General features: G+C 71.0%; 17 protein-coding genes. 10 read left to right on the top strand and 7 right to left on the bottom strand.

Annotated elements, in window-relative coordinates; translation table 11 throughout:
- Window positions 1–9 precede the first annotated feature (9 nt).
- The 3 genes from F0L17_RS17905 (at window position 10) to F0L17_RS17895 (ending at window position 2226) form a co-directional block, all read left to right on the top strand.
- Entirely contained in the window at window positions 10–519 is a 510-nt protein-coding gene (locus F0L17_RS17905) for a GNAT family N-acetyltransferase (RefSeq protein ID WP_162466353.1), read from the top strand.
- A 313-nt stretch (window positions 520–832) separates the two neighbouring features.
- The gene (locus F0L17_RS17900) at window positions 833–1246 is read left to right on the top strand and encodes an ATP-binding protein (RefSeq protein ID WP_093661399.1); all 414 of its coding nucleotides are present in this window, start codon (window positions 833–835) and stop codon (window positions 1244–1246) included.
- A complete protein-coding gene (locus F0L17_RS17895; RefSeq protein ID WP_202917983.1) occupies window positions 1135–2226 on the top strand; it encodes an RNA polymerase sigma factor SigF in 1092 nt (363 codons plus the stop codon). The genes F0L17_RS17900 and F0L17_RS17895 overlap by 112 nt, the downstream gene beginning before the upstream one ends.
- Before the next feature lie 40 nt (window positions 2227–2266).
- On the opposite strand, the gene F0L17_RS17890 is transcribed toward F0L17_RS17895, so the two are convergent.
- Window positions 2267–2716, bottom strand: coding sequence for a hypothetical protein (locus F0L17_RS17890; RefSeq protein WP_202917890.1), 450 nt, complete (start codon window positions 2714–2716; stop codon window positions 2267–2269).
- Window positions 2717–2880: 164 nt separating this feature from the next.
- On the opposite strand from F0L17_RS17890, the gene F0L17_RS17885 reads away from it, so the two are divergent.
- Together F0L17_RS17885 and F0L17_RS17880 are read left to right on the top strand one after the other, a co-directional pair.
- Window positions 2881–3849 carry a diacylglycerol/lipid kinase family protein gene (locus F0L17_RS17885; RefSeq protein ID WP_155071862.1) on the top strand — a complete coding sequence of 323 codons (969 nt, stop codon included), beginning with the start codon at window positions 2881–2883 and terminating at the stop codon, window positions 3847–3849.
- Between the two features lie 316 nt (window positions 3850–4165).
- A complete protein-coding gene (locus F0L17_RS17880) occupies window positions 4166–4423 on the top strand; it encodes a WhiB family transcriptional regulator (protein WP_028427873.1) in 258 nt (85 codons plus the stop codon).
- A gap of 187 nt (window positions 4424–4610) precedes the next feature.
- Here the strand turns inward: F0L17_RS17880 and F0L17_RS17875 are convergent, their stop codons facing one another.
- From F0L17_RS17875 to F0L17_RS17850, 6 genes are all read right to left on the bottom strand, one after another.
- A complete protein-coding gene (locus tag F0L17_RS17875) occupies window positions 4611–6095 on the bottom strand; it encodes a PAS domain-containing sensor histidine kinase (RefSeq protein WP_155071861.1) in 1485 nt (494 codons plus the stop codon).
- Between the two features lie 506 nt (window positions 6096–6601).
- Window positions 6602–7687: an SIS domain-containing protein gene (locus F0L17_RS17870; RefSeq protein WP_155071860.1), complete on the bottom strand. Its 1086-nt coding sequence runs from the start codon at window positions 7685–7687 to the stop codon at window positions 6602–6604.
- Between the two features lie 44 nt (window positions 7688–7731).
- Window positions 7732–9279: a glycoside hydrolase family 3 protein gene (locus tag F0L17_RS17865; RefSeq protein ID WP_155071859.1), complete on the bottom strand. Its 1548-nt coding sequence runs from the start codon at window positions 9277–9279 to the stop codon at window positions 7732–7734.
- 9 nt (window positions 9280–9288) lie between these two features.
- Entirely contained in the window at window positions 9289–10122 is an 834-nt protein-coding gene (locus F0L17_RS17860) for a carbohydrate ABC transporter permease (RefSeq protein ID WP_155073802.1), read from the bottom strand.
- 71 nt (window positions 10123–10193) lie between these two features.
- Entirely contained in the window at window positions 10194–11189 is a 996-nt protein-coding gene (locus F0L17_RS17855; protein WP_162466351.1) for an ABC transporter permease subunit, read from the bottom strand.
- A 105-nt stretch (window positions 11190–11294) separates the two neighbouring features.
- Window positions 11295–12593 carry an extracellular solute-binding protein gene (locus F0L17_RS17850; RefSeq protein ID WP_162466350.1) on the bottom strand — a complete coding sequence of 433 codons (1299 nt, stop codon included), beginning with the start codon at window positions 12591–12593 and terminating at the stop codon, window positions 11295–11297.
- A 340-nt stretch (window positions 12594–12933) separates the two neighbouring features.
- On the opposite strand from F0L17_RS17850, the gene F0L17_RS17845 reads away from it, so the two are divergent.
- From F0L17_RS17845 to F0L17_RS17825, 5 genes are all read left to right on the top strand, one after another.
- Window positions 12934–13743: a GntR family transcriptional regulator gene (locus F0L17_RS17845; RefSeq protein WP_155071858.1), complete on the top strand. Its 810-nt coding sequence runs from the start codon at window positions 12934–12936 to the stop codon at window positions 13741–13743.
- A 224-nt stretch (window positions 13744–13967) separates the two neighbouring features.
- On the top strand, window positions 13968–14267 hold the full coding sequence (locus F0L17_RS17840) for a DUF3311 domain-containing protein (protein WP_155071857.1): 300 nt from the start codon (window positions 13968–13970) through the stop codon (window positions 14265–14267).
- Window positions 14267–15877 carry a monocarboxylate uptake permease MctP gene (gene mctP, locus F0L17_RS17835; RefSeq protein WP_155071856.1) on the top strand — a complete coding sequence of 537 codons (1611 nt, stop codon included), beginning with the start codon at window positions 14267–14269 and terminating at the stop codon, window positions 15875–15877. The genes F0L17_RS17840 and mctP overlap by 1 nt, the downstream gene beginning before the upstream one ends.
- Window positions 15878–15969: 92 nt before the next feature.
- On the top strand, window positions 15970–16488 hold the full coding sequence (locus tag F0L17_RS17830) for a GNAT family N-acetyltransferase (RefSeq protein ID WP_155071855.1): 519 nt from the start codon (window positions 15970–15972) through the stop codon (window positions 16486–16488).
- A 114-nt stretch (window positions 16489–16602) separates the two neighbouring features.
- Entirely contained in the window at window positions 16603–17517 is a 915-nt protein-coding gene (locus F0L17_RS17825; RefSeq protein WP_338018129.1) for a sulfotransferase family protein, read from the top strand.
- Window positions 17518–17547 lie beyond the last annotated feature (30 nt).

The raw sequence follows: 17547 nt of genomic DNA, 5'->3' as shown, positions 1-17547 counted from the left end.
CCTGGCGTCGTGATCCGCGCAGCCACTCCCGCCGACGTCCCGGTGATCCACTCCATGATCCGTGAACTGGCGGAGTACGAACGCTCACTGGATCAGGCCAGGGCCACCGAGGAACAGTTGCACGAGGCGCTCTTCCGCGCACACCCGGCCGTCTTCGCCCTGATCGCCGAGGACGACGACAGCGGCGAGCCCGTCGGCTTCGCCCTGTGGTTCCTCAACTTCTCGACCTGGACGGGCACGCACGGCGTGTACCTGGAGGACCTCTACGTCCGCCCCACCGCGCGCGGCGCCGGACACGGCAGGGCGCTGCTGGCCGAACTCGCCCGCGTCTGCGTGGAGCGGGGTTACGACCGCTTCCAGTGGTGGGTATTGAACTGGAACGAGCCCGCCATCGGCTTCTACCGGTCGCTGGGCGCCGAACCGATGGACGAGTGGACGGTCTTCCGGCTCTCCGGCGAGCCCCTGCGGGACCTGGCCGCCGAGCGGACGCCCGGGGAGGCCGTCCCCGAGGGGGCGTAGGCCGCGAACACCGCGGGGCCGCTCCCTCGGCGGCGAGGGCGGACGTCGGGAACATCCGGCGCGTCGGAGAGCGTTGGCGTTCGACGCGGAGCGGATTGGGGGGCACAACCCTCTAGCCACGGACAGTACCCATGTGTTTACTATGGGTTACGTCGCGCGGGGAACGCCCTCGTGGACGTGGGCGACAGCACGCCCCGGATCGCGATAGCGTCACGGGCGAACGATCTGCCGTGCCCATCCGTTGACCCAATGCGTACGGGCCGCCGGACGGCGTCCTCGGCAGCCACCAGCTCGTGCCACCTTGGAGGTGAGGGTGTCCCAGATCGCAGGCGAGCCCGGGACGCAGGACTTCGTCGAGGTCCGGCTCCCCGCTGCGGGCGCCTACCTGTCGGTGCTGCGTACCGCCACAGCCGGTCTCGCGGCCCGTTTGGACTTCACCCTCGACGAGATCGAGGATCTGCGCATCGCCGTCGACGAGGCGTGCGCCATCCTGCTCCAGCAAGCGGTCCCCGGCAGCGTGTTGAGCTGCGTCTTCAAGCTCGTCGGGGACTCACTGTGGGTGACGGTGTCGGCGCCCACGACCGACGGCCGCGCGCCCGAGCGCGACACCTTCGCCTGGACGGTGCTCTCCGCACTGGCCGGCGAGGTCGACTCGGCCGTGGCCGAGGATCGCACGGTCAGCATCAGCCTGCACAAGAAGCGCGGCGCCGGTCCAGGAGCGCCGTGACCGACGCACACGGGCCGGTACGGGACAAGGGGGTCGGTGTGAACGACCTGGAGCACGAAACGCGGACGGGCCGCCACGAGAAGGCGGCGAGCCCGGTCATTCCCGAGCAGCACGCCCGGCCTCATCCAGCCGATCCTCACCAGCGGTCAGAGTGGGCGGGCACCATGGAAGACGAGCGGGACGGCAGGTACGTGGGCGGCGCGTACGTCCACCGTCAGCCCGAACCGCAGGATCGCAACGGCGCGAAGGACCTCTTCGTCAGACTGCGTTCCCTGCCGGAGGACTCCCCGGAGCGCGCCGAGCTGCGCAACGCCCTGGTGCGGATGCACCTGCCGCTCGTGGAGCACTTGGCGCGGCGCTTCCGCAACCGGGGCGAGCCGTTGGACGACCTGACCCAGGTCGCCACGATCGGTCTGATCAAGTCGGTGGACCGCTTCGACCCGGAGCGCGGCGTGGAGTTCTCCACCTACGCCACCCCGACGGTCGTCGGCGAGATCAAACGACACTTCCGCGACAAGGGCTGGGCGGTGCGGGTGCCGCGCAGACTCCAGGAGCTGCGGCTGTCCCTGACGACGGCCACCGCCGAGCTGTCCCAGCAGCACGGTCGCGCCCCGACCGTCCACGAGCTGGCCGAGCGTCTGTCGATCTCCGAGGAGGAGGTGCTGGAGGGCCTGGAGTCGGCGAACGCCTACAGCACGCTCTCCCTCGACGTCCCGGACACCGACGACGAGTCGCCCGCGGTCGCCGACACCCTCGGGGCCGAGGACGACGCGCTGGAGGGCGTGGAGTACCGGGAGTCGCTCAAGCCCCTGCTGGAGCAGCTCCCGCCCCGCGAGAAGAAGATCCTGTTGCTGCGGTTCTTCGGCAACATGACCCAGTCGCAGATCGCCCAGGAGGTTGGCATCTCCCAGATGCACGTCTCCCGTCTGCTGGCCCGCACCCTCGCCCAGCTACGCGACCGGCTGCTGGTGGAGGAGTAGGTCCGTCCCGGTCCTGGCCACGGCTCGGGTCGGGTCGGGATCAGCCCTCCTCCGACCGGCGGGGGCCGATGCCCAGCGCCTCGGTGGCGGTGGGGTTCACCAGGCAGACCAGCACGGCCAGCGCGGTGAGCGCGATGGCGGCTCCGAGCGCGGACCACACACCGCCGTTCTGCGCCATCTGCCAGCCCGCCGGTGCGGCCATGAGCTGGACGATCACGGCCGGCCCGCGGCTCCACCGACGCAGCCGCCACAGCCCACGGGCGGCCGCCAGCGGCAGCACGGACAGCGCCAGCACGGTCACGCCTCCGGCGAGGGCCTGCACCGGGTCGTCGGCGTGGCGTCCGGCCGGCAGCATGACCAGCATCGTCACTCCCAGGGCCGCGACCACCACGCCCTGTGCCGCCACCAGCGCGGCGGCGGTGGTGATCCGGGCCGGGCGGGAGGCTTCGGAGGTGCGGGGGGCCTCGGTGGGGGATGCGTCCGTGCTCACCCCGCCAGGGTAGCCGGGACCTTCCCGCACCGACCGTCCCCTTCCACCTGCCTTCCGTCCCTCTTCCGCCGCCTTTCCTCCGGCTCCCCTCCGCTCGCCCCGACCGGTCGCCCCGCTCCAGGCCGATCGGCCTCCTCCCCCGGCGGATGGGTACGCTGCACACCATGCGCGCGCTCCTCGTGGTCAACCCGAAAGCCACCACCACCAGTGCACGCACCCGCGATGTCCTCATCCACGCCCTGGCGAGCGACCTCAAGCTGGAGGTCGCCACCACCGAGTACCGGGGGCACGCGCGCGACCTGGGACGACAGGCGGTCCAGCGCGGGGAGGTGGAGCTGGTCATCGTGCTCGGCGGCGACGGCACGGTCAACGAGGTCGTCAACGGGCTGCTGTGCGACGGCCCCGACCCCGACGTCCTGCCCCGCCTCGCCGTCGTGCCCGGCGGCTCGACCAATGTCTTCGCCCGCGCGCTGGGCCTGCCCAACCACGCGGTGGAGGCCACCGGGGCGCTGTTGGACGCGCTGCACTCCGGGAGCGAACGCACCGTCGGTCTGGGACTGGCGGCCGGCACTCCGGGAACGGACGACGCGGAGGTGCCCGCCCGCTGGTTCACCTTCTGCGCGGGGCTCGGCTTCGACGCGGGAGTGGTGGGCCGGGTCGAACAGAAGCGGGAGCGCGGCAGACGCTCGACGCACGCCCTGTACGTGCGCCAGGTCGTGCGGCAGTTCCTGGGGGACCCGTACCGCCGGCACGGGACGATCACCCTGAGGCGGCCGGGTGAGGATCCGGTCGAGGACCTGGCGCTGTGCATAGTCTGCAACACGGCCCCCTGGACGTACCTGGGGAACCGTCCGGTGTACGCGGCTCCCCGCGCCTCCTTCGACACCGCCCTGGACGTGCTGGGACTGACCCGGCTCACCCCCTCCGCGGTGACCCGCTACGGGACCCAGCTGCTGACCTCCACGCCCGAGCGCGGCCCTCGCGGCCGACACGCGGTCCCGCTCCACGATCTGACCGAGTTCACCTTGGAATCACAGGCGCCACTGCCGTTTCAGATGGACGGTGACCACCTGGGACTGCGTACGAGTGTGACGTTCACAGGTGTACGCCGTGCACTGCGTGTGATTGTGTAAGCGGATGTGGTGAAAGTCCTTTCACTCGAACGTTTAGGCCAGCTTCCACCCCCTGGAAGTACGGCTGTGACCTAGTCGACACCAAGGAATCAAAAAAAACTTTCCGGAAGGGGTTGTATCCGCCGCCGAGGTTTGCGAGTCTCTTGGTGGCGATCGGGACGGTCGACGCCGACCCCCTTGAGAGCCCCGAATCCACTTCCTCATCCCTTGGGACACACCCGGCGAAGTCGGGCGATGCCCCTTCCCTTGCGGAGGGATTCGTGAAAGCGTTCACATTCACAAGCAATTACCGCAACGCGTAGGAGATGGAGCAGCCATGGACTGGCGTCACAACGCCGTTTGCCGCGAGGAAGACCCCGAGCTCTTCTTCCCCATCGGCAACACCGGTCCTGCGCTGCTGCAGATCGAGGAAGCCAAGGCCGTCTGCCGCCGCTGCCCCGTGATGGAGCAGTGCCTGCAGTGGGCCCTGGAGTCCGGCCAGGACTCCGGTGTCTGGGGTGGCCTCAGTGAGGACGAGCGCCGCGCGATGAAGCGCCGCGCCGCCCGCAACCGGGCGCGTAAGGCCACCGCCTGACGCCCACCCCGCCACCTGCTGCCCCCGAGCCGCAGCGCGCAGTGCCCACAGTGCGCACCGCATCGACGTCGCCGAGCCCCGGACCGTACGGCACCAGCCGTGGTCCGGGGCTCGTCGCTCTGCCGGGGTGCCGGCGCACCGGGCCGGGTCCCACCGGCACGGGACGGCACCGGCCGGGGTGCGCGGGTCAGCGCCGCTCGGGCTCCACGGGGATGTCCAGGGTGACCCGGGTGCCCCCTCGGGGAGCCGGGGCCATGTCGAAGCTCCCGCCCAACTCCCCCTCCACCAGGGTCCGTACGATCTGCAGGCCCAGGTTCCCGGCGGTACGGACGTCGAAGCCCTCGGGCAGGCCGCACCCGTCGTCCCGGACGGTGACCAACAGCCGTCCCTCCTCCCGGCCGGCTCCCGGACTGCGGACGGCGGTCACCTCGACCGTGCCCCGCTCCCCCGGCCGGAAGCCGTGCTCCAGCGCGTTCTGGAGCACCTCGGTGAGCACCATCGACAGCGGCGTGGCCACCTCCGCCGCCAGCACGCCGAAGTGCCCCGTACGGCGCCCGTCGACCATCCCCGGGGCGATCTCGGCGACCATCGCCAGCACCCGGTCCGCTATGTCGTCGAACTCCACGCGCTCGTCCAGCGTCTGGGAGAGGGTCTCGTGCACGATGGCGATCGACCCGACCCGGCGGACGGCCTCCTCCAGTGCCTCCCGCGCGGTGTCCCCGCTGCCCGCGCCGATCCGCCGGGCCTGGAGGCGCAGCAGGGCGGCGACGGTCTGGAGGTTGTTCTTCACCCGGTGGTGGATCTCCCGGATGGTGGCGTCCTTGGTGATCAGTTCCCGCTCCCTGCGGCGCAGTTCGGTGACGTCGCGGAGCAGGATGAGCGAACCGATGCGGGCCCCCTTCGGCTTGAGCGGGATGGCCCGCAGCTGGACCACGCAGCCGTTCCCCTCGATCTCGGTCTCGCGCGGCGCCCAGCCGCTGGCCAGCTTGACCAGCGACTCGTCCACCGGGCCGCGGGAGGGCGCCAGTTCGGCGGTGGCCTGGCCCAGGTGCAGTCCGACCAGGTCGGCGGCGAGACCGAGCCGGTGGTAGGCGGAGAGCGCGTTGGGGCTGGCGTACTGGACGACGCCGTCGGCACCGAGCCGGATCAGGCCGTCGCCGACGCGTGGCGAGGCGTCCATGTCGACCTGTTGGTCGGGGAAGGGAAACGTTCCCGCGGCGATCATCTGCGCGAGGTCGGAAGCGCTCTGCAGATAGGTCAGCTCCAGACGGCTGGGGGTCCGCACCGTCAGCAGGTTGGTGTTGCGGGCGATGACGCCGAGGACTCGCCCCTCCCGGCGCACCGGGATGGACTCGACCCGTACCGGCACCTCCTCGCGCCACTCGGGGTCGCCCTCGCGGACGATCCGGCCCTCGTCGAGCGCGGCGTCCAACAACGGCCGGCGCCCGCGCGGCACCATGTGGCCGACCATGTCGTCCTGGTAGGAGGTGGGGCCGGTGTTGGGGCGCATCTGCGCGACGGAGACGTAGCGCGTCCCGTCCCGGGTGGGGACCCACAGCACCAGGTCGGCGAAGGACAGGTCGGAGAGCAACTGCCACTCGGAGACCAGCAGGTGCAACCACTCCAGGTCGGAATCGTCGAGGGCGGTGTGCTGGCGTACGAGGTCGTTCATGGAGGGCACGGTGCGAGCCTAACCGGCGGCCGCACCGCGCGTACGTCCGTGCGTTCCGCCCTTGTGCGCAAGAAGTGACGACAGCCGTTGCCGCGTGCCGACATTGTGTTCAAGGCATGGACACGGGCGGGTGGCGCAGGGAACAATGACGGCAGGCTTCTGTCCTCCCCGCACAGGAGGGCGGAGCGGGACCCGGCGCTCTCTGCCCTGACTGCGCCAGGTCCTCGATCGCTCCGGGCTGCGGTGCCGGACGGGTTGAGGGTCCCGTCCCGGCGCCGCGGCCCGTGGGTGTCCCCCGAGGTCTTCGGCGCCCTCCGTCCGCCGCCCCTCCGCCGTACGTACGGGATCGGCCCCTCCGGGGATCCGCCGGTCGGGCCGCGACGCCGTGACCCGACCGCCTCCGGCTCCTCTCCCCCGACCGGCCCCGTCCCACGCCTGCCGGGACGTGCCCCGGAGCGTCGACGCGACGGACCGGGCCGGCGGGGCCTGCCGGAGGCGGCGGTGGGTCAGCGGGTCTCGGTGACCTTGGCCAGGGCGCGGGGCGCGTCCGGGTCCTGCCCCCGGGCGATGGTCACCTCGTACGCCAGCATCTGCAGCGGGAGGATCTCCAGGATCGGCTGGAGCTCCTCGGGCACGTCCCCGGTGGGCAGGACGAAACCCGCGGAGGCGTCGGCCACCTGCTGCTCGGGACCGACGACGACCAGGTCGGCACCGCGGTCCCGCAGCCGATCCAGGACGGGCTGGAGGGCCCGGCCGCCCTTGCCGTCGGGAACGATGGCGATCACCGGGGAGACGTTGTCGACCATCGCCAGGGGACCGTGCAGCAGATCGGCGCCCGAGTAGGACAGCGCCGGGATGTAGCTGGTCTCCATCAGCTTCAGCGCCGCCTCCTTGGCGGTGGGGTAGCCGTAGCCGCGGGAGGTGATGACCATCCGTTCGGCGAAGCGGTAGCGGGCGGCCAACCGCCTCACCTCGTCCCGGCGGGCCAGGACCGACTCGGCCAGGTCGGGCAGGGCCTTGGCCGCCTCCGCGCCGCCGCTCCCCCGGAGGCCCTCGACCAGGAGGTACAGGGCCAGCAGCTCGGCGGTGTAGGTCTTGGTCGCCGGGAGGGCCTTCTCCTCGCCGGCCAGGACGTCGATGTGGAACTCGGCGGCCTCGGCCAACGGGGAGTCGGGGTTGTTGGTGACCGCCAGGGTGACGGCCCCGGCCTCGCGCGCGGCCCGGGTCGAGGCGACCAGGTCCGGGGAGCCGCCGGACTGACTGACGGCGACGACCAGGCAGTCGGTGAGGTCCTGCTCGGCCCGGTAGGCGGTGGTGGTGGACATGGAGGTCAGCCCACAGGGCCTGCCCAGTCGGATCTCCAGCAGGTACTTCGCGTACAGGGCCGCGTTGTCGGAGGTGCCTCGCGCGGTGAGCAGCACGAAGCGGGGGTTGCGCGCCGCGATGCCCTCGGCGACCTCGCGGATCGCCGACGCTCCCTCGTCGAGGATCCGCCGCAGCACGGCGGGCTGCTCGGCCATCTCGGCGGACATGATCCGGCCCGGCCGGCCGGCTCGCGGCTCGGGGGTCGCGGCCGGGTTCGTGGCGGTCATGCTGGGGCCTCCCGTTTGTCTGTGGTGCGTGCGGTCCGCGGAGCTCAGCCGTCGGCCCCCCGGCCGGCGACGACCTCCGCGGCGGCCCGTCCGCAGACGCGGGCGGCGCCGTGGGTCGCGATGTGGAGCGTTCCGGACGGTGGCGCCTGGGGCAGTCCCATCTCGACCACGACCGTGTCCGGGCGGGCGGTGAGCAGGGCGTCCAGGGCGTTCGCCATCCAGGGGTGCCGGTGGACGTCGCGTACCACTGCGACGATCCTACGACCGGCCGCCTCCGCCAGCACCCGCTCCACCAGCGCTTCCGTACCCGCCGCCGCGGCCTGTTCCCGGCCCCACGAGCCGGTCGTGGTGCCCGGGAGGAGCTCCTCCAGCTCGGCGGCCAGGCCCCAGGGGGTCTCGTCGCCGACGGCGATGTTGGCGACAGGGGTGAAGGCGGCGACGTACGGCGGCCCGGTCAGGGGGGTGTGGTCCTCGGTGGCGGTGACCTTCAGCGCCCGGCGGGCCGCGGCCAGCCCGATTCCCGGATCCGACGGTACGGCCTCCCCGCCGCTCCGCGCGGTGGCCCGGGCGGCGGCCCAGCGGGCCAGGGCGCGGACGCGGTCGGCGGCGTCGGCGAGCCGCTCCTCCGGCAGTTCCCCCTCGACGACGGCCCGCACCAGGGCGTCACGCAGCCGCAGCACGGTCTCCTCGTCGGCCAGCCCTCCGCCGACGCAGATGGCGTCGGCGCCCGCGGCGACGGCCATCACACTGCCCCGCTCGATGCCGTAGGTCGCCGCGACGGCCCGCATCTCCATGCCGTCGGTGACGACCAGCCCGTCGAAGCCGAGTCCGCCCTCCTGCCGGGGCGCGCGCAGCAGCCCGTTCAGGACCGTGGGGCTGAGGGTCCCCGGGAGGTCGGGGTCGAGGGCGGGCAGCAGGATGTGCGCGCTCATCACGCACTTGCTGCCCGCGGCGACCGCCGCCCGGAACGGGACGAGTTCGCGGTCGTGCAGGGTGTCCGGGTCGGCGTCGATGCGGGGCAGGGCGTGGTGGGAGTCGACGCTGGTGTCCCCGTGCCCCGGGAAGTGCTTGGTGCAGGCGGCGACCCCGGCCGACTGCAGTCCCTCGACCCAGGCGGCGGTGTGCCGGGCCACCAGGTCCGGTTCGGCGCCGAAGGAACGGACGCCGATGACCGGGTTGTCGGGGTTGGAGTTGACGTCGGCCGACGGCGCCCAGTCGAGGTTGACGCCGCACTCGGCCAGCCGGCGCCCCAGTTCACGGGCGACGGCACGGGTCAGATCGGGGTCGTCGACCGCGCCCAGGGCGAGGTTGCCGGGGAAGGAGGAGCCGGTGCGCGCCTCCAGACGGGTGACGTCGCCGCCCTCCTCGTCGATGGCGACCAGCACCTCGGGGCGGACACCGCGCAGCCGGGCGGTGAGCGCGGCCAACTGCGCGGGAGAGGTGATGTTGCGCCCGAACAGGCCCACGGCGGTGAGCCCCTCGTCCAGCCGCCGCAGCAGCCAGTCGGGCGCGGTGGTGCCGGTGAAGCCCGGCTGGAGGACGGCGAGGGCGTTGCGGACCAGGGTTCCGGTGGTGCCGGTGAGAGTCGTCATGGGGTTCGGCTATCCCTTCACTGCGCCGGAGGTCAGCCCCGCCGCCATCTTCTTCTGGACGATCATGAAGAAGACCACCACGGGAATGGCGATCAGGACGGAGGCGGCCATCAGGGCGCCGTAGTCCGTGCCGCGGTCGGTGGTGAAGTTCATCAGCCACACGTTGAGCGTGTACTTGTCGTTGTCCTGCAGGAGGATGTAGGCGAACAGGTACTCGTTCCAGGCGGTGATGAGGGCGAAGATCGACGCCGCCGCCAGCCCCGGGGCGACCAGCGGGAAGATGACCCGCCAGAAGGCGCCCATCCGGGTACAGCCGTCCACCATCGCGGCCTCCTCCAGCTCCCTGGGCACGTTGATCACGAAGCCGCGGATCATCCAGGTGGTGAAGGGCAGCACGGAGACCAGGTAGACGACGATCACGCCCCAGTACTCGTTGAGCGCGCCCATGCCGTTGAGCTGGACGTAGATGGGGATGAGCATCGCCGTCGGCGGCAGCAGTTGGACGAGGATGAGGACGGTCATGAACGGCTTGCGGCCGTAGAAGTCGAAGCGCCCGATGGCGAAGGCGGCGATGGTGCCGATCAGCATGGCGCCGGCGACCGAGGCCCCGCAGATGATCAGGCTGCTCTGGATGGCGGTCCAGAAGTTCGGCGCGTCGACGGCCCGCGCGAAGTTGTCCAGGGTGACCGAGCTGGGCCACAGCGTCTGGTCGTAGCTGCGGATCTCGTGGTTCGGCCGGAAGGCGCTGACCAGGAGCCAGTAGACCGGGAAGGCCATCACCACGAAGACCCCCAGTCCCAGCACGTTGTAGACCAGGCGGTGCTTCTTGCGGTCGGGGCGCAGCTCGTAGACGTCGGTGGCGTCGGTGGCGGCCTCGGGCGCGGAGGCCGGGGCGGCGGAGGATACGGAGGTGCTCACTCGACCTCTCCTGTCTTCATGAGCTGACGCAGGTAGTACACGGCCACACCGGAGAGCAGCAGCACGGTGATGAGCGCGATCGCGGTGCCCTGGCTGAACGAGGCGCTGTCGAACGCCTTGCTGAAGGAGTACAGGCCCAGCAGCTCGTACTCGGGCTCCGGCTTGTTGCCGCGCATCAGGAAGATCTGGCCGAAGACGTTGAAGTCCCAGATCACCGAGAGGGTGGCCACCATCTGGAAGACGGGCTTGATGACCGGGAAGACGACGTTGCGGAAGACCCCGAAGGCTCCGGCCCCGTCGAGCTGGGCGGCCTCCTCCAGTTCCCTGGGCACCTGGGTGAGCGCGGCGTAGAGGGTGACCACCACGAACGGGATGGCGCCCCAGACCACCACCGCGCCGATGACGGTGAAGCCCTGCCAGGGGTCGAGGAACCAGTTGTGCCCCTGGAAGTCCAGGCCGGGGATCTTGCTCAGCGTGCTGTTGATCACGCCGTAGTCGGAGTCGGAGAGCCAGCGGAAGATCGAGGTCGCCACCAGCAGCGGCATCGCCCACGCGGCCACCAGCGCGCCGGTGAGCAGCAGTCGCACCCAGGTGGACAGCCGCTGCATCAGCAGCGCGACCGAGAGCCCCAGCCCCATGGTCGCCGTCACGCAGGCGATCATGAACAGCACGGTGCGGAAGGTGACCCACCAGAACTCGGAGTCGCCGAGGATGTTGGTGAACTGTTCGAAACCCACCCACGGGGGCGTGGTGCCGCCCCACAGGTGGGCTCGGCGCATGTCCTGGAAGGACATGATCACGGTCTTGACCAGCGGGTAGCCGAAGACCGCGCCGATGGCCACGATCGCCGGGGCGATCAACAGGTACGGCAGCTTGGGCCGTGGCGTCCCACCGGGACGCGCCGTGCCCCTGGGCGGCACGGGGGCGGCCGTCCTCGGCTTCTGCGGTGGGGCCGCCGGCGGGTCGGCGGCTTTGGTGTCGGCGGCGGTCACGTGCTGGCCTTCCGTTCGTTCTCTTCACCGAAGGGGCGCGGGAGGCGGGGCTGCGGGCCCCGCCTCCCGCGGAGGCGGCCGGGGTGTGCGGTCCCCGGCGCGGGCTCAGGCCTCGTTGTTGATCAGCTTGTCGATCTCCTCGTCGGCCTTCTTGGTGGCGTCCTCCACCGAGGTGCCCTTGAGGATGTCCAGCAGCATGTTCTCCAGGACGTTCTGGTTCTCGATCGCGGTCCAGCCGGGGGCGATCGGGGTGAACCAGGCGTCCGGCACCGCGTTGGCGATCGGAGCGGTCTCCGGCTTCTCCTTCAGCGGTTCCAGCTGCTTGGTGTTGTTCGGGAGGATGTTCTTGGAGGCCAGGACCTCCATCGACTTCTCGCTGGTGAACAGGGAGATCCACTCCTCGGCGAGGTCCTTCGCCTCGGACTTCTGGATCACCGCGAGGTCGGAGCCGCCGATGAAGGAGGGCAGGGGCTTGCCGTCCGGGCCGGGCATGCCGGCGGTGGCGATCTTCCCCTCCAGCTCGGGGTTGCCGTTCTCGCCCCCGAAGACGGAACCGGCCTCCCAGCCGTTGCCGTAGATCAGGGCCGCCTTCTTGTTGGCCATGACGTTGGCGTGGTCCTGCTCGTCCTTGGTCCGGTCGCCGTTGTTGTACTCGTTGACCAGGTCGACGAAGTGCTCGATGCCCTTGCGCGCCTCGGGGGTGCTCAAGGTGGCCTTCCACTCCCCCTTGCCCTCGTCGTACTCGGCGATCTGCCCGCCGTAGGCGGCGACGTAGGACATGGCGGCGTACCAGTAGCGGCCGGGCAGGTAGAGGGCCGAGAAGGCCTTGTCGTCGCCGTACTCCTTCTCGACCTCGTCGAGCGCCTTCCTCAGCTCGTCCTCGGTCTGCGGGAGTTCCTTGACGCCCGCCCCCTTGTCGAACATCTCCTGGTTGAAGATGGCGACGCGCGCACCGGCGTAGTAGGGGACGCAGTAGAGCTTGCCCTCGAAGGAGCAGGTGTCCTTCAGGCCCTGGATCCAGGTGTCGGAGTTGTCGTACTTCGCCGGGTCGATCTCGGCGAGGGCCCCGTTGAGGATGTAGGTCATGGTCTCGGTGTTGCCGAGTTCGACCACATCCGGGAACTTGTCCCCGCCCAGCGCGGTGTCGAGCTTCTTGGCCTTGTCGCCCCACTGCTGGTACTGGACGTTGACCTTGACCTTGGGGTATTTCTCCTTGAACTGCTCGTTGACGTCGTCGACCAGTTCGGGCCAGGTGCTCTGGGCGTCGTTCATCAGCCAGACGGTGAGCGTCTCGTTGCGCTCCTTGGGATCCTTGGAGGCGTTGCTCTCCCCGTCCGACCCACAGGCCACGAGACCGGTCGTCATCGCCACGGCGCCGATCGCCGCTACGAGCTTGCGCTTCACGTCGTTCTCCTTCGGGTGCCGGAAATCCCCCCGCCCACTACCCGAGATCTCCGCTCCCGCCGGTGCCCGCACCGACGCGAAGCGCCGTGGGCACCGGCCTTCGAAGTACTGTCCGTGGGGCCGGGCCGGTCATAATGGTTTAGACCAGTGCCCGCAGCTTGGCCTAGACCTATAGGGCTGTCAACGGTGTATAAAGCTCGCGGCCGCATCCGTTACCGGACCGACATCTGAGCCGGGACGCCACCGGGGGCGGTGACCGTGCCACGATGTGAGCCGCTACGTACGGAGGAAACCGGTGACCGCACGAGACGAGTCACGACACGAGTCGGGAAGGCGCGCGATGGGGAGCGACGGGGACACGACCGGCGCGGCCGCGCGGTCCGCGGTGGACACCGGAACCGGGAACACGGGCAACGGCACGGCCGGACGCACCGCCCGGGTGCCGAAGTACTACCGCCTCAAGCGTCACCTGCTGGAGATGACCGAGACGATGCCGCCCGGCACGCCGGTCCCCCCGGAGCGCACGCTCGCCGGCGAGTTCGACACCTCCCGCACCACCGTGCGCCAGGCCCTCCAGGAACTGGTCGTCGAGGGGCGGCTGGAGCGCATCCAGGGCAAGGGCACCTTCGTGGCCAAGCCCAAGGTCTCCCAGGCCCTCCAGCTCACCTCCTACACCGAGGACATGCGCGCCCAGGGCCTGGAGCCCACCTCGCAGCTGCTGGACATCGGATACGTCACCGCCGACGAGCGGCTCGCCGAGCTGCTGGGCATCCCCACCGACGGTCGGGTGCTGCGCATCGAACGCCTGCGGCTGGCCAGCGGCGAACCGATGGCGATCGAGACCACCCACCTGTCCCAGAAGCGCTTCCCCGCGCTGCGCCGCAGCCTGGTGAAGTACACCTCCCTCTACACGGCCCTGGCCGAGGTGTACGACGTCCACCTCGCCGAGGCCGAGGAGACGATCGAGACCTCCCTGGCCACCCCACGCGAGGCGGGGCTGTTGGGCACGGACGTCGGGCTGCCGATGCTGATGCTCTCCCGGCACTCGCGCGACACCGAGGGGGAGCCGGTGGAGTGGGTCCGCTCGGTCTACCGCGGCGACCGCTACAAGTTCGTCGCCCGCCTCCAGCGCCCCGGCCGGGGCCGCTGAGCCCTCGACCCCGACCGGAAGCCCCCGTTCGGAAGCCCGCCCCGCCGCTCCGGCGGTGGAGAGGGGACCGGGGGAGACGGGACGCGCGAGGCGAAGGGGCCGGGGGCCGCGTCCGTCCCCGGTCGGCGATCGATGCCCGACCACCCGGTGACGCGGGCCGGTCGGCGGGTCTAGATTTCCTCCTCGCACCAACGGTGGTCGTTCGCGAGGACGGAGACACAGCCATGGCCGCACCGCCGGGGAGCCCCGGGTCCCATCCAGTCGTGACGCCGGCGCGCGTGGTCGTCGGCCTCTGCCTGTCGGCACCCTTCGTCGCGATGCTCTGGGTCGATTCGTACGCGAAGAGCGGGCCGACGTTCGTCGGGGTGCCCTTCTTCTACTGGTACCAGATGCTCTGGGTGCCCGTCTCCGCGGGTCTGACGGCCGTCGCGTACGTGTTGGTGCGGCGCGAGCGGCGGGCCCGGCGTGCCGCGACGGGCCCGGCCGGCGCGGCACGCGCGAAGCGTTCGGGGGGTGAGCCGTGATGGGGGACGGGGTCAACGTCGTCGCCCTGGTCGTCTTCGTCTTCTTCTTCGCCGTGGTGACGGTGATGGGCTTCCTGGCCGCCCGCTGGCGCCGGGCCGCCGACACCGAGAACCTCGACGAGTGGGGCCTGGGCGGACGGAGCTTCGGCACCTGGGTCACCTGGTTCCTGCTCGGCGGCGACCTCTACACCGCCTACACCTTCGTGGCCGTCCCCGCGGCCGTCTACGCGGCGGGCGCGGCGGGCTTCTTCGCGGTGCCGTACACCATCCTGGTCTACCCGCTGATCTTCCTCTTCCTGCCCCGCCTGTGGTCGGTCTCGCACCGCCACGGCTACGTGACCACCTCGGACTTCGTCGGCGGCCGATTCGGCTCGAAGGGCCTGTCCCTGGCCGTCGCCGTGACCGGCATCCTGGCCACGATGCCCTACATCGCGCTCCAACTCGTGGGCATTCAGGCGGTGCTGGACGTGATGGGCGTCGGCGGCGGCGAGTCGACGCACTGGTTCGTCAAGGACCTGCCGATCCTGATCGCCTTCGGTGTGCTGGCCGCCTACACCTACTCGTCCGGCCTGCGCGCCCCGGCCCTGATCGCGTTCGTCAAGGACACGCTGATCTACCTCGTCATCGCCGTCGCGATCGTCTACATCCCGATCAGGCTCGGCGGCTTCGACGAGATCTTCGCCAGTGCCGGGGAGAAGTTCGCCGAGACGGGCAACGGCTCGGTGGTCCCGGGCGAGGACGCGCACTGGGGCTACGCCACCCTGGCGCTGGGTTCGGCGCTGGCCCTGTTCATGTACCCGCACTCGATCACGGCGACGCTCTCCAGCGGCAGCCGCGAGGTCATCCGCCGCAACACCACCATCCTCCCCCTGTACTCGCTGATGCTCGGCCTGCTGGCCCTGTTGGGCTTCATGGCGATCGCGGCCGGGGTGGAGGTGGACAACGGACAGCTCGCCATCCCCCAGCTCTTCGAGAACATGTTCCCGGGCTGGTTCGCCGGGGTGGCCTTCGCCGCCATCGGCATCGGCGCGCTGGTCCCGGCGGCGATCATGTCGATCGCGGCGGCCAACCTGTTCACCCGCAACATCTACAAGGACTTCCTCAAACCGGACGCGACGCCCGCGCAGGAGACCCAGGTCTCCAAGGTCACCTCGCTGCTGGTCAAGGTCGGTGCCCTCGCCTTCGTCCTGACCATGGACAAGACGGTGGCGATCAACTTCCAGTTGCTGGGCGGCATCTGGATCCTCCAGACCTTCCCGGCGATCGTGGGCGGCCTGTTCACCCGCTGGTTCCACCGCTGGGCGCTGCTCGCCGGCTGGGCGGTCGGCATGCTCTACGGCACGGTGGTGGCCTACAACACCTCCAGCCCCACCCAGGCGCACTTCGCCGGCAGTTCGGACACCATCCCGCTGATCGGCGAGACCGGCTACATCGGCCTGACGGCGTTCGTCCTCAACCTGGCGGTCACGGTGGTGATGACCCTCGTCATGCGGGCGGTGAAGGCCCCCTACGGTGTCGACGGCACCACCGAGGGCGACTACACCGCGGACGTCGGCGACCCGGGCGTCCAGGAGGAGTTGCCCCCGCCCACGGTGGACGCCCGGCGCTGAGGCCCGCGCCCACCGCGTCCCCCACGCCCCCGCGCACCCCGTCGACGACCGGCCGCCGTACCGCCGTCGGCGGGGTGCCGCATGATGGCCCCATGGACATCACCATCAGAGCGGCCCGCCCGGAGGAACTGGGGGTCGTCGGGGAGTTGACGGCCGAGGTGTACCTGGCCGACGGACTGCTGACCCACGGCGAGGACGACCCCTACCTCGCCGTGCTGCGCGACGCGCGACGCCGTGCCGAACACGCCGAACTGCTGGTGGCCGTACGGCCCGACGGGGACGGCGGTGCGGACGAGGTGCTGGGCACCGTCACCTTCGTGGGAGACGGCGGGGAGTACGCCGACATCGCCCGGCCCGGCGAGGGCGAGTTCCGGACGCTCGCGGTGCGGCCCGGGGCACGGGGGCACGGGGTGGGCGAGGCGCTGGTGCGCGCGTGCGTGGAACGGGCCGGGGCGCTCGGCCTCCGGCGTCTGGTGCTCTCCAGTCAGGAGCGGATGCACGCCGCGCACCGGCTCTACGAGCGGCTGGGCTTCGTCCGCACCCCGGAGCGGGACTGGCGGCCGGTGCCCGAGCTCACCCCTCTGCTGACCTTCGCTCTGGCAATGGGCTGAACTTCCGCTTCCCCCCATGATCGCTCACGGAATCCCAAGGAGATTCTCACCCGGAAAGGTGGTATCGCACGGCTTCGCTGTCTAGCGTCGCCTGGTATGAAACTCCTGCGAGCCGTGAACGGAATCCTTGCGTCCGCCACCGGGTACGAAGTGCGCCGCGCCCGGACCGCACGGAAGAAGGCCCCCCACGGCCCCTCCCCGGCCACGTCCGGCGGAGGGGCCGGCGCGTCCTGCGCCGCGCCCGTCACCGGCTACCGTCCCCCCGCCTCCCCCGAGACGGACCGCCTGGTGAGGGAACCCGTCTTCATCATCTCCTCCATCCGCTCCGGGTCCACGCTGCTGAGGATGCTCCTGGACGCGCACTCCCGACTGCGCGCGCCCCACGAGCTGCATCTGCGCCGTCTGGAAGTACACCCCACCACCCGGCTCGCCTCGGAGGCGATGCGGGAGCTGGACCTGGACCGGGCCGATCTGGAGCACCTGCTGTGGGACCGGGTCCTCCACCGCGAACTGGTCCGCAGCGGCAAGTCGGTGATCGTGGAGAAGACCCCGGCCAACGCCTTCGCGTGGCGGCGCGTCAAGGCGTGCTGGCCCGACGCGCGCTTCGTCTTCCTGCTGCGCCACCCCGCCTCCATCGCCGCCTCCTGGCACGACTCCGACCCGTCGAAGCGGACGATGGAGGAGGCCGTCGCCGAGGCCCTGCGCTACGCGGAGGCGGTCCAGGAGGCGCGCGAGAACCTCTCCGGAATCACCGTCCGCTACGAGGACCTCACCGAGGACCCGGCCCGCGAACTGCGCCGTGTCTGCGAGTTCCTGGGCGTGGAGTGGGAGCCGGAGATGGTGGAGTACGGCGACCGCGCCTCGGGGCGGTTGCGCAGGGGCCTGGGGGACTGGCGGGAGAAGATCCGCACCGGCCGCGTCCAGGCAGCCCGTCCCCTCCCGGCCCTCTCCGAGGTGCCCGAGCCGCTGCGCCCCCTGTGCGAGGCGTGGGGCTACACCACCGAGCGGACGGAGACCGCGACCGGCTGACGGCGTGCCGCTCCCCGCGGCGCCGCGTCC

It is taken from the genome of Streptomyces taklimakanensis, assembly GCF_009709575.1.
In the GTDB taxonomy this organism is placed as follows: Bacteria; Actinomycetota; Actinomycetes; order Streptomycetales; family Streptomycetaceae; genus Streptomyces; species Streptomyces taklimakanensis.
Note: the sequence above shows the minus strand (reverse complement) of the source record. Positions and strands in the feature narration are given on the sequence as shown.